The sequence below is a fragment of the Paenibacillus sp. OK060 genome, assembly GCF_900101205.1.
Lineage (GTDB): Bacteria > Bacillota > Bacilli > Paenibacillales > Paenibacillaceae > Paenibacillus > Paenibacillus marchantiae.
In genome coordinates, this window is record NZ_FNFR01000008.1 from 171,029 (window position 1) to 183,042 (window position 12,014).

A 12,014-nucleotide genomic window follows, 5' to 3' on the forward strand; every position below is an offset into this window, starting at 1 on the left:
TGCAAGGAGGCCATACATGAATATCAGTCAACTGGAGACGCTGATTACCATCTCGAAAACGATGAGTTTCCGCAAAGCCGGAGAACTTCTAAATCTGACTCAACCCGCCGTCTCGGCCCAGATCAAGAGCTTGGAGGATGAATTCAGAACCGTTCTTGTCGATCGGAACCAACCGGTCACCCTCACCGATCGCGGACAGGTATTTCTTCAACATGCCGAACGTATGCTGGACATCGTGGGGGAGCTGAAACAGAAGCTGATGGATCTCGATGAGACCCCTCAGGGACATATCAGACTCGGTACAACCACATCCATTGCTATTCAGATTTTGCCACGGGTCTTATCCTACTTTCAGGATCAATTTCCACTCATCAAGACCAGTATCCAATCCCTGCCTTCCTCCCAGATCTATACCCAGGTCGAGAATGGTATGGTCGATATCGGTATCGGTTATCTTACAGAGCGTAATCCTAACCTGAATACGTCTGTGCTGTATTATGATACTTTCGAGCTTGTGGTATCTCCTTTCCATCCACTGGCGAAGCAAAAGCATGCCGCGGTGGATGTCCTGCGCAGCACACCTCTGATCTTGCTATCTCCGGATACAGTGGGGCGCCGCTTTACGGAAGGCATTTTCAAAAAACATAATATTGAGCCCAATATCGTTATGGAGTTGTCGAGCAGCGAGGAAGTAAAACGGATGGTTGAGATTAATCTCGGGGCAGCCGTTATATCCAAACAATCCGTTGCCCACGAGTTGCGGCAAGGCACACTGCGCATGATTCCACTGAGTGAACTGGAAGTCAGTCACCCTGTCGGAGTCATTTACAAATCAAGTCGTTATGTGAATTCGGCCATGCAGCAATTCCTGAGCGATCTCAAAGGCATGCCGGAGACCCAGTTCATCAGTTCAGAATGATAAATGAGCCATGAGAAAGGAAGGATTTCCATATGAAATTTGATCTTCACACCCATCATTTTCGTTGTGGTCATGCAGACGGCAATATTCGTGACTATATTGAGGCAGGTATTCAATCTGGACTTCAGGTCATCGGTATCTCAGATCATACACCTTACTTCGGTAGTGACGAGGAGCAGGCATTTCCCCGAATCGCGATGGGCAAGTCGGAATTGCGTCATTACGTGGAAGAAGTACTGGCTCTGAAGGAAGAATACGCGGGCAAAATTGATGTACTGCTTGGCATTGAATCCGACTATTTCCCTGTCCATGCCGATTTGTATCGCAATACACTGGGGCAATATCCTTTTGATTATATTATTGGTTCAGTTCATCATACGGAAGATGTCAGCATATTCAACAAAACCCGCTGGAACGGATTAAGCGATGCACGTAAGGTTGAAGTGAAAGAGAGTTACTATGCATTGATTCGGCAATCAGCCCGAAGCGGTATGTTCCAGATTCTCGGACATATTGATGCCATGAAAGGAAATTATCCACCTTTCTCGGATATTATCGCGGATCAAGCCATCGATGAAACGTTGCAGGTCATTGCAGAATCGAACGTGGCTATTGAAATTAATACATCGGGTAAAACCAAGCTCAGTGGGGGCTGGTACCCTTCCGATGCCATTCTGGAGCGTGCGCATCATTACGGAGTTAAAGTGACCTTCGGATCGGATGCCCACAAACCGCAGCGTGTTGCTGATGAACTGGATGACGTTCGTACACGTCTGCAAGAGATTGGATTCACCGAATGGGTATACTTCAAGCAGAAACAAATGCAAGTTGTACCGTTTTAAACATAGAGCACCACAATAGCCCTCACGGCGGCGTAAAAAAAAACGCTGTGGGGGTTTTTCTTTGTATCCTAATATAAAAAAAGATGTTATATACGTTCAACTAAATATTTACACGATAACAGAAAGTAGTTCTGTCATCGGAGTGTTGGTGTAGAAATTCCATAGTTAAACTTATACAGACAAAAAAAATGAACCCGCTAAGCGCGAGTCCCAACAGCATTATCTATTATCAAAAAGGGGGTCATGAGATAAGTTTACCCGCTGTCTGTTAGAGTTCAATTGCAGCTATATTTCATTTGTGTAACAAATAATTGAAGTTCGTTTCAAACCTCTGCTGTTTCATTTAATTTCAGCATTTTGCATAATCCGACCCAACTCGCTTCCGAGTAAAAAAATAGACGAATAGAAACATTTCGATCTATATTTTTCTGATTGAAATACGCTCTTTGGATTTATGCAATATACTCTATTCTATGTTACTCGTGCTTGTCGGATACCAACGTTTGCAGGCGATTTTCCCAATGAGAACGGACATGCTGTTCACGATAGAGACTATACACCTTAACATCCAGCAGGGTTTCCGGCGTCTCACCATCCTCATGATTCAAAACAAATGAGGGCAGGGTCCGTTCATAAATCATACCGCTTTTACAAAGAACCCGTTCGGATGATACATTTGCCTCGTAACAGCGGGCTTCTACTTTACACAAATTAAGCTCGGCAAAACCGAATTCCAGCAAACGCTGCACTGCCTCAGTCGCGACTCCCTTACCCCAGCAGGACCTGTTCAGAATATATCCGATCTGTGCGGTACCATTCTGGTCGTTCCAATGCTGGAATGAAGTGATGCCGATGATCTGTTCGCTGCCTTTCCAGCAGATGCCGTAATGCAGTGAATCCAGCTTGGCACTACTGCTGCGGATCTGATTCAATAATCGCCGAGCCCGGATTGGCGTGGGCTGACTCCCCCTGTTTACATAACGGATCACCTGCGGGTCGGAAAACAGCTCCGACAACGTGCTGTAATCACTCTGACGTAATGATCGAAGAACAAGGCGCTCTGTCCATAAAGCAGGCAATCCTTGGCCCAGCATTTTTCGGGTCAGCATGACAATCGCTCCTTTTGCCTAACGGGTTCTAGTCCGGTAAGACAAGCATGCTCTGAGGATGATCCGGCGCAAATAAAATACATGGATAAACAATAACATCACTATACTCCACAATACCCGCTCAGTAGCCCGAACATTAGTATGCCAATTCATTACAGCGGTTTATTCCTGACATAACTAATCCGTTTGCAGCCCGCGATAAACGCCTGTACGAAGCTCTCGGATATAAAAATCAAGCGAAGGCACCTGAGCCTGCTGAGCAATCTCTACTTCCTGCTCAATATCATAAGGCACTCTTACAAATTGAAGGTTGAACGGGGTGTTCCGATCGTTGCTGTTCTCTCCTTCAAGAATACAGTAAGAAGCCTGGGTAAAATCAAGCGGGTTACCCACGCTGCCTGCATTGAACAACATTTTTCCATTCATAAATTGCAAGTATGCATTATGCACATCCCCATATCCCACGACATCCGCCATACCAAGCTCAGGTTCATCTGCCGGAGGATCGAACATGGCCAACCTCTTCTCAATCTCATCCCACGGCTGTACACGGTGATATACACTTTGGGGAGATGCGTGCACCAGACGGATCGTACGACCACTCAGCTCTAATTGGTGGCTAAACGGCAAGCTCTCCAGATATGCCAATCGCTCCTTACCCAGCCGCTTCGCTTGCCAAGTAAAATTCTCATTGTCCTGATTAACCGCAACCAACTCATCCCAGTTGCCACGGATAACTTGCTCACATGTCTCTCTCACCAGATCAACAACCTGTACTGGATCAGGCCCCTTGCCAACGAGGTCGCCAAGACAAAAGATTCGCTTCAATCCGCGACTCCGAATATCTTTTAATACCGCTTCCCAAGCAGTCATGTTGCCATGAATATCGGATACAATCGCAATTCGTTCCATCTGGCTAACCTCCCTTTATGCTCTATATTCTTTATGTTGTTAACCCTTTAGTTCCAAAACCGTCAATTCCGGCCTGCACAAAAAGCGAATCGGCAGTTGGGTCATGCCAAAGCCTCGGTTCACATAGACTGGCATATGCTTATCCCCAGAGTAATATAACCCTTGAATATACTTGAGTGACCCTCTCGGTGTAGTCAGTGCCCCAATCCAGGGAAAGCGCACCTGCCCGCCGTGGCTGTGTCCCGAGAGCTGTAGACCGAAACCGTAAGGTGCTGCAATGTCTGCATAATCAGGTTCATGCATAAGCAGCAGTTTCCAGACCTCTCTACTCAACCCCTTGATTGCTACAACAGGATCAGGTCTGCCCGTAAGCGCGTCATCCAAACCTACTATCGCAATACGTGAATCCCCTCGTTCAATCAGAACATGGCTGTTTCGAAGCAACGTGAACCCGGCCTCTTTAAACATCAGCTCCACTTCATGCTGCTGCTGGCCTCGATAATCATGGTTCCCCAATACGGCATATTTGCCATACTTCGCTTGCATTGAAGCCAGTGCAGGAATACATTCACGCATCGGTTCTGCTTCCCGTTCAACCATATCACCGGTAAAACAAATCAGATCAGGCTGCTGTTCCCTTATCGTTTCAGCCAGCTTCTCCATTTGTTTCTGCCCCGTATGGAATCCAAGATGAGCATCACTGAACTGAATCACACGCAGTCCCTCAAATGCTTTTGGAAACTTGGGCAGTTTCAATTCAACGTGCTTGATCTCCAGATGACGAGGCTCCCATAACCAGGCATATCCTCCTGTGAGTATACTGGCACTCGCCGTCATTAAGATCATGCGCAGCAAAAAACTGCGCCGGGAGGGATCATGATCCTTTTCCTCTCCGGGAAAAATGGAGTCCTGCGAATCAGATCCATTCTGTGAGCGCCGGGGCGGCGAGATCTTGCTGCCCTCACGCGGTGTTTCTCCCATGCGTCCCCCTCCTTCTTCCGCTCCAAATCCATCCCCTTAGTATACCATATTCTGCATGATTAGCCCGGTTCCTTTGCGAGTACAGAAAAAGAAGCCGGGATCTTAGGCTATATGTGCCAAGGATCACGACTTCTTCTAATGGTGCAGATCCGAAGTTCTGCATTTGATATGACTAGATTACACACCCAACCAGCGTTTGAACATGTGTTTGGTTGTTTGTTTGTTCATTTCGGCAATGGAGGTAGTCAACGGAATACCTTTTGGACAAGAGCGTACGCAGTTCTGCGAGTTACCACAGCCCTCAATACCTCCGTCTTCCATAAGTGCTTCCAAGCGGTCTTCAGCGTTCATCTCCCCTGTTGGGTGAGCATTGAACAGACGTACTTGAGAAAGAGCTGCCGGACCGATAAAGTCTGTTTTTTCATTCACGTTCGGGCATGCTTCGAGGCATACACCACATGTCATGCATTTGGACAGCTCGTAAGCCCACTGACGTTTCTTCTCTGGCATCCGCGGACCTGGACCAAGGTCATAGGTACCATCAATCGGAATCCACGCTTTAACCCGTTTCAGGGCGTTAAACATCCGGGTACGGTCGATGACGAGGTCACGAACCACCGGGAAGGTTTTCATCGGTTCGATGCGAACTGGCTGTTCGAGCTTGTCGATCAGGGCTGCACACGCTTGACGCGGCTTGCCGTTGATGACCATGGAGCATGCTCCACAGACTTCTTCGAGACAGTTCGATTCCCAGCAGACCGGGGCAATGGACTTGCCTTCTGTATTAACCGGGTTCCGCTGGATCTCCATCAGGGCGCTAATAACGTTCATGCCGGGACGGTACGGAAGCTCAAACTCTTCGTTGTACGAAGATGACTCCGGGTTGTCCTGACGGGTGATGATAAACTTGACGGTTTTTTTTGCTGTAGCTGTGTCCGTCATATCGTTGTCCCCTCCTTTGGTGACGATGATTGATTGCTATCGTTACAAGACCACAATGTTCACACATGGTCACTCCGCTGGCAGAAGATCCTTCCGATCGCTGTTATCCCCAGATTTCTTTGATCCACCTTATAAGGTTGGAAATCCGGGGATAAAGGCGAACGCTTCGCTTCTTCAGTATTCTTCTGCCTTCTCCGTTCAGGTGTTAACTTTTAGACCATGTAAATATAAAATAAAATCCTCTTGATGTTATGCAGCAGGGCGAGCGCTTCGCTTCTTCTGGGCATTTCCGCTTCCTCCGCTACGTCGTGCACGCAGGGTCACTTTGTTGGAAGCTGCACTCCATTCATTCTGGTGGCAGTAACATTGAGAAGCTCCGTGTACGCTTTGCCTCTATGTGTCTAGTGCTTTTCCGTTAAAGATGCTAAGTCTTTAACTTTATGAATAGACCGAAATTTCGCTTTACTTAATCCTTCGAGTAGTCCCGGATCCGTGGTGGGATCAGGGAAACGTCTACAGGCTCGTACGAAATTTTTGGACCTTCCTTCGACCAGCTTGCGATCGTTGTTTTCAGGAATTCCTCGTCATTACGTTCGGTGAAGTCTGGTTTGTAATGGGCTCCACGGCTTTCGTTACGCAGCAGTGCGCCCAAAGTCATCGCTTCTGCCAGTTCAATCATGTTCCACAGCTGACGGGTAAATGCTGCACCCGGGTTGTTCCAACCGGAAGTGTCGTACATGTTGATTTTGCCGTAACGCTCTTTCAATTCCTTGATTTTGCCGATGGTCGCTTCCAGCTTATCGTTGTAACGTACCACCGTCATATTCGCCGTCATCCACTCGCCAAGCTCTTTGTGAATGACATAGGCATTTTCATTGCCCTGCATGTTCAGGATGCCTTCGTATTTATCGGTTTGGCGCTTAGTATAACCTTCGAATACGGAAGAACTGATATCTGCGGACGATTTTTTGAGTCCTTTGATATATTCAACTGCTTTCGGTCCAGCTACCATACCACCGTAGATTGCTGATACCAGGGAATTTGCACCCAGACGGTTCGCACCATGATATTGGTATTCACATTCACCAGCTGCGAACAGTCCTGGAATGTTGGTCATTTGGTTATAATCTACCCACATGCCGCCCATGGAATAATGGACTGCCGGGAAAATTTTCATTGGGATTTTACGTGGGTCATCCCCCATGAACTTCTCGTAGATCTCAATGATTCCGCCGAGCTTCACATCCAGCTCCTTCGGATCTTTGTGTGACAAGTCGAGATATACCATGTTCTCGCCGTTCACGCCTAGGCCCATATCCACGCAGACGCTGAAAATTTCACGCGTCGCGATATCACGCGGAACAAGGTTACCGTATGACGGATATTTTTCTTCGAGGAAGTACCAAGGCTTACCGTCCTTGTACGTCCAGATCCGTCCACCTTCACCACGAGCCGATTCGGACATCAGACGCAGCTTGTCATCGCCTGGAATGGCTGTCGGGTGAATCTGAATGAACTCACCGTTCGCGTAATTTACACCTTGCTGATACACCGCACTTGCGGCAGTACCTGTATTGATAACCGAGTTGGTTGTTTTACCGAAAATAATGCCAGGGCCGCCGCTCGCCAGAATAACTGCTTCAGCCGGGAACGTCTGTACCTTCATCGTTTTCAGATCCTGTGCTACAATGCCGCGGCAGATGCCTTCGTCATCAATAACCGCCTGCAGGAACTCCCAGTTCTCATACTTGGTCACGAGACCGGCCGCTTCCCAGCGACGCACCTGCTCATCCAATGCGTAGAGCAATTGTTGTCCTGTCGTTGCACCGGCAAACGCTGTACGGTGATGCTTCGTTCCGCCGAAACGACGGAAATCAAGTAAACCTTCCGGTGTCCGGTTAAACATTACGCCCATCCGGTCCATCAGGTGAATGATGCCTGGTGCGGCTTCACACATCGCTTTGACTGGAGGCTGATTCGCCAAAAAGTCACCGCCGTATACTGTATCGTCAAAGTGTACCCATGGGGAGTCGCCCTCACCCTTGGTATTTACCGCACCGTTGATACCGCCTTGGGCACATACGGAATGGGATCTTTTAACGGGAACCAGTGAAAATAAATGAACATGGACTCCGGCTTCAGCCGATTTGATCGCCGCCATCAATCCCGCGAGACCTCCGCCCACAATAATTACATTAGATGATGCCATTGCTGTTCACTCCCTTATAAGTCAGCATTTAAAGTCCAAATGCTTAAATCAGAACTGTCTTAACTGCGTCAATCATCGAAGTGGCTACCTGGAAATCCATGCTCCGGAAAGCAAGCAACGATACAATAAACATGATGGCTACGATAGCAAACAAGCTCATGCAGATGTACGAAGATACACGCTGCGCACGCGGACCGACGGTAATTCCCCAGCTAACCAGGAACGACCACAAACCGTTCGCAAAGTGATAGGATGCCGCAACCACACTGATCAGATATAAAATAAACGTTACCGGGTTCATCACGATGCCATGTATGACACCGCCAAGCTCTTCGTGTGTGACATTCCCCAGCGCAACCTGGAAACGAGTCTCCCAAATATGCCAGATGACGAACACAAACGTAATGACACCGCTGACGCGCTGCAACGTATAGCGCCAGTTGCGCTCATTGCCAAAACGTCCCACGTTAGGCTTGGCCTGATAGGCAATGTACAAACCATATACACCGTGATAGAACAGCGGCAACCAGATGAGAAGCGTTTCAAGTACAATCACGAGCGGCAGGCCATTCAGAAATGCAACTGCATCGTTAAAGCCTTCTTTGCCGCCTTCAACTGCCGAGAAATTCGTCACCATATGCTCAATGAAAAACAGACTGAGCGGAATGACGCCAAGCAAGGAGTGCAGCTTTCTGGAGTAAAACCCTTTCATAAAATGTCGATCCCCTTTCGCTAAATACAACGTTTTCATAAATAAAATTCGCTTATCATGACACAAACCTTTCCCAAGGAAAGGTTCGACAAATTGTTCCGTTTTCTTCAGGTGTGAACAACTTGTGTCACGATTCATGTTACTCCTTTTTTTCTTATAAGGGAATTGCAATATAATTATTAAATGTTATAACCTATAGGTATAAGTTATAAACATCGGTCGTGCAGGCCATACAACATGGAGAAATATTTGACAAGGAGATGCCTCACGCAAAGTACGTTCATACGTTCATTAGAAAAGAGGTTAGTGCTCATGTTCGAGGAATTAAACGCTTTTGCGGCGGTTGTAGAGCAGTCCAGTCTGAACCGTGCATCGAAATTGCTGAATCTGTCACAACCCGCGCTGTCTCGCAAAATCTCCAAATTGGAGGATGAGCTCGGCGTAGCGCTCTTTCATCGCCGTGGTAAACGACTTGAATTAACCAGCGTAGGCCAGTTCGCCTATACTTTCGCGGTAGAGCAGAAACAGCAGCAACAAAAATTTCTGACCATGCTGGCCCAGTACAAGGACGAAGAACAAAGCTCCATTACGCTTGGAGCCAGTCTGACAACGCTTCAAACCACTTTGCCACCGCTGGTAAATGCCTTTATGGAGAAACATCCGAATGCGGAAATCAAGCTGGTGACGGGGAAAACACATGAAATTGTCTCTTTTGTGCGGGATAAAAAAGCTGATGTAGGTATCGTTGCCTCTTCTATAAGTGAAGCCGGGCTAAACTGTGTGCCGCTCTTTGATGATCATCTGGAGCTGGTTGTGCCCTTAACGCATCCCCTATCAGGTAAAGAAGCCGGAATGGAACATTTGCAAGATCTGCCGATGATTACGTTCTCCAAAGGAACCTGGTATCGAAAATTAACCGACGACCTGTTTCAGCGCTGCGCCGTGATGCCGGATATTCGCATGGAGATTGATTCCTTTGAAGCGATTGTCCGTCTTCTGCCTACCTGCAAAGCAGCAGCCCTGTTGCCCAAGTCGTATCTCCGCCCTCAATTGCTTGCGGACAATGATCTTGTCTCGGTATATCTGCCGCAACTGCAACAGACCCGGCGCACAACCTGCATGATCTATGGGGAAAAGGAAGACCTCAGCCAAACCTCCAGACAGTGGGTCAGGGAAACGGCTGCTCTCTTTACAGCAAAGGCGCCGCTGCCCTCACGAAGGACTACGACGCCTTAGCATTCATATTAATCAGCCGAGCTCAACGCTCTGCTTTCATTTAATAGACTCAGCTCTAGCTCTCTTGGCTGATCACTTCTTCCTCAAAACGGTCAATGTCATCATTCATGCCGATAATCACCATGATATCACCCATCTGAAGCGAGTCCAGTGCAGTCGGGGCAATGATAACCCCGGCTTCCTTTTGCAGAGCTACAATGCTGCAACCAAAGCGTACTCGAGCATTCAGAGTGGACAGCGTTTTATTATGCAGACAGGCTGGAACCTTCATCTCCACAATACTGTAATCATCGGACAATTCGATATAATCCAGCAGATTCGGGGTGACGAGCTGATGGGCAACCCGAATTCCCATATCACGCTCAGGATAAACGACACGATCGATCCCCAGCTTGTCCAGTGCCCGTCCATGAAGAACTGAAATGGCTTTGGCCACAACTGTTTTTACACCGAGTTCCTTCAGTAAAATAGCAGTGAGAATACTGGTCTGGATATCAGCCCCAATGGCAACAACACAGCAGTCAAAATTACGGATGCCCAGGGAGCGCAGCACTTCCTCATCAGTTGAATCCGCGACGACGGCATGGGTGACCAATTCACTCATGTCTTCGACGACTTCTTCATTTTTATCGATACCCAGCACTTCATAACCAAGCTCCATTAATTCCTGTGCCAGACTGGAGCCAAAGCGCCCTAGCCCAATTACCGCAAACTGCTGTGTTTTCATTGTTCTTCACGAACCCCTTATCCAATAATCATTTTGCCTTCCGGATACCTGTACAACTCTTTACCCTTTTTCTGTCCGAGTGCATACGCGAGCGTAATTGGTCCAAGACGTCCTGCAAACATGGTGAAACAGATCAAAAGCTTGCCGATCGTGGTCAGCTTCAGTGTAAGCCCCATAGATAAACCAACGGTACCGAAGGCGGATGTCGTCTCAAATAATATCATCAAAAAACTGCTGTCTTCCGTCGTACTAAGCACCATCGTAACGGCAATAATGAGCAACAGGGCAAGCAGTGTAATCGTCAGTGCTTTGAAAATCCGTTCCTGTAGGAGCCGATATCTGAAAAAGACGATATCTTCCCGTCCACGCATCATGGCATAGACAGCTCCGGCCATAATCATGAATGTGGTTGTTTTAATGCCGCCTCCAGTAGAACCGGGGGAAGCACCAATAAACATTAATATAATGATGAAAAATTGCGTTGCCTGTCTCAGGCCAGCAATGTCTACCGTATTCGCCCCTGCTGTTCTTGGGGAAACCGACTGAAAGAACGAACCGAGAATTTTACCACCCCAGTTCAAACCACCCAGTGTCCGGGGATTGCTGAATTCAAAAACAAAAATAACCAGTGCGCCAAATACGATTAACAAACCTGTCGTCAGCAATACCACTTTGGAATGCAACGAAAGCTTCTTCGTCCTCCGATACTCCACCAGATCAGATAGAACAACAAAACCGATACCGCCTGCAATAATCAGGAACATGGCAGTAAAATTCACGAGCGGATCATACACATACCCGGTTAAGCTGCGGAATTCCCCGAACATATCAAACCCAGCATTGTTAAACATGGAGATGGCATGCCAATATCCATAATAGATGGCCTGCCCCATTGGCATATCAAACGACCACCGAATGGCGAACAACGTGCCACATATGCCTTCCAATATGAGCGAGTAGATCACAACTTTGCGAATAAGGCGGACAATCCCCTCCATCGTACTCTGGTTCATCGCTTCCTGCAAAATCAACCGCTCACGCAGAGAGATCCGCCGTTTGAATGCAATCGCCACCAGTGTCGACATCGTCATAAAGCCAAGACCGCCAATTTGAATCAGGATTGCAATTATAATCTGACCCAACGTCGAAAAATGAGTACCGGTATCCACCACAACCAGCCCCGTTACACAGACTGCAGAAGTCGCAGTGAAGAGTGCGTCAATAAAAGGAAGGCTGACCCCGCTTCGACTGGATGTCGGGAGCATCAACAGAAGTGTCCCGAGCAATATAATACCCGCGAACCCTAGGACCAGAATTCGGGGTGGCGATAGACGCATCCATTGAACATTCATTTTCACTTGAGTATCATCCACCTCTGCCAAAAAGAAAATGACCCCACGACGTGGAGCCTTTCTCCGAAGTGCT

General features: G+C 47.7%; 11 protein-coding genes. 3 read left to right on the forward strand and 8 right to left on the reverse strand.

Annotated features, from left to right (window positions below; translation table 11 throughout):
• Positions 1-16: 16 nt before the first annotated feature.
• Positions 17-919 carry a LysR family transcriptional regulator gene (locus tag BLS14_RS26115; RefSeq protein ID WP_063566083.1) on the forward strand — a complete coding sequence of 301 codons (903 nt, stop codon included), beginning with the start codon at positions 17-19 and terminating at the stop codon, positions 917-919.
• 32 nt (positions 920-951) lie between these two features.
• Positions 952-1,761 carry a histidinol-phosphatase gene (locus BLS14_RS26120; protein ID WP_063566084.1) on the forward strand — a complete coding sequence of 270 codons (810 nt, stop codon included), beginning with the start codon at positions 952-954 and terminating at the stop codon, positions 1,759-1,761.
• 476 nt (positions 1,762-2,237) lie between these two features.
• Here BLS14_RS26120 and BLS14_RS26125 read toward each other — a convergent pair whose 3' ends face one another.
• The 6 genes from BLS14_RS26125 to BLS14_RS26150 form a co-directional block, all read right to left on the reverse strand.
• Positions 2,238-2,870 (reverse strand): GNAT family N-acetyltransferase, encoded by a 633-nt coding sequence (locus BLS14_RS26125; RefSeq protein ID WP_090810516.1) that lies wholly within the window; start codon positions 2,868-2,870, stop codon positions 2,238-2,240.
• A gap of 177 nt (positions 2,871-3,047) precedes the next feature.
• Positions 3,048-3,782 carry a metallophosphoesterase family protein gene (locus tag BLS14_RS26130; RefSeq protein WP_063566085.1) on the reverse strand — a complete coding sequence of 245 codons (735 nt, stop codon included), beginning with the start codon at positions 3,780-3,782 and terminating at the stop codon, positions 3,048-3,050.
• Between the two features lie 39 nt (positions 3,783-3,821).
• Positions 3,822-4,763 (reverse strand): metallophosphoesterase, encoded by a 942-nt coding sequence (locus BLS14_RS26135; RefSeq protein ID WP_090954662.1) that lies wholly within the window; start codon positions 4,761-4,763, stop codon positions 3,822-3,824.
• Positions 4,764-4,940: 177 nt separating this feature from the next.
• A complete protein-coding gene (sdhB, locus tag BLS14_RS26140; RefSeq protein ID WP_063566087.1) occupies positions 4,941-5,705 on the reverse strand; it encodes a succinate dehydrogenase iron-sulfur subunit in 765 nt (254 codons plus the stop codon).
• Positions 5,706-6,171: 466 nt separating this feature from the next.
• Complete coding sequence (gene sdhA / locus BLS14_RS26145) at positions 6,172-7,914, reverse strand: succinate dehydrogenase flavoprotein subunit (RefSeq protein ID WP_063566088.1); 1,743 nt, start codon at positions 7,912-7,914, stop codon at positions 6,172-6,174.
• 43 nt (positions 7,915-7,957) lie between these two features.
• On the reverse strand, positions 7,958-8,626 hold the full coding sequence (locus BLS14_RS26150) for a succinate dehydrogenase cytochrome b558 subunit (protein WP_063566173.1): 669 nt from the start codon (positions 8,624-8,626) through the stop codon (positions 7,958-7,960).
• Positions 8,627-8,938: 312 nt separating this feature from the next.
• Between BLS14_RS26150 and BLS14_RS26155 the strand changes: the two genes are divergently transcribed.
• Positions 8,939-9,862: a LysR family transcriptional regulator gene (locus tag BLS14_RS26155; RefSeq protein ID WP_063566089.1), complete on the forward strand. Its 924-nt coding sequence runs from the start codon at positions 8,939-8,941 to the stop codon at positions 9,860-9,862.
• A 55-nt stretch (positions 9,863-9,917) separates the two neighbouring features.
• On the opposite strand, the gene BLS14_RS26160 is transcribed toward BLS14_RS26155, so the two are convergent.
• Both BLS14_RS26160 and BLS14_RS26165 read right to left on the reverse strand, forming a co-directional pair.
• A complete protein-coding gene (locus tag BLS14_RS26160) occupies positions 9,918-10,589 on the reverse strand; it encodes a potassium channel family protein (protein ID WP_063566090.1) in 672 nt (223 codons plus the stop codon).
• Between the two features lie 17 nt (positions 10,590-10,606).
• Positions 10,607-11,941 (reverse strand): TrkH family potassium uptake protein, encoded by a 1,335-nt coding sequence (locus tag BLS14_RS26165; RefSeq protein WP_063566174.1) that lies wholly within the window; start codon positions 11,939-11,941, stop codon positions 10,607-10,609.
• Between the last annotated feature and the right edge of the window lie 73 nt (positions 11,942-12,014).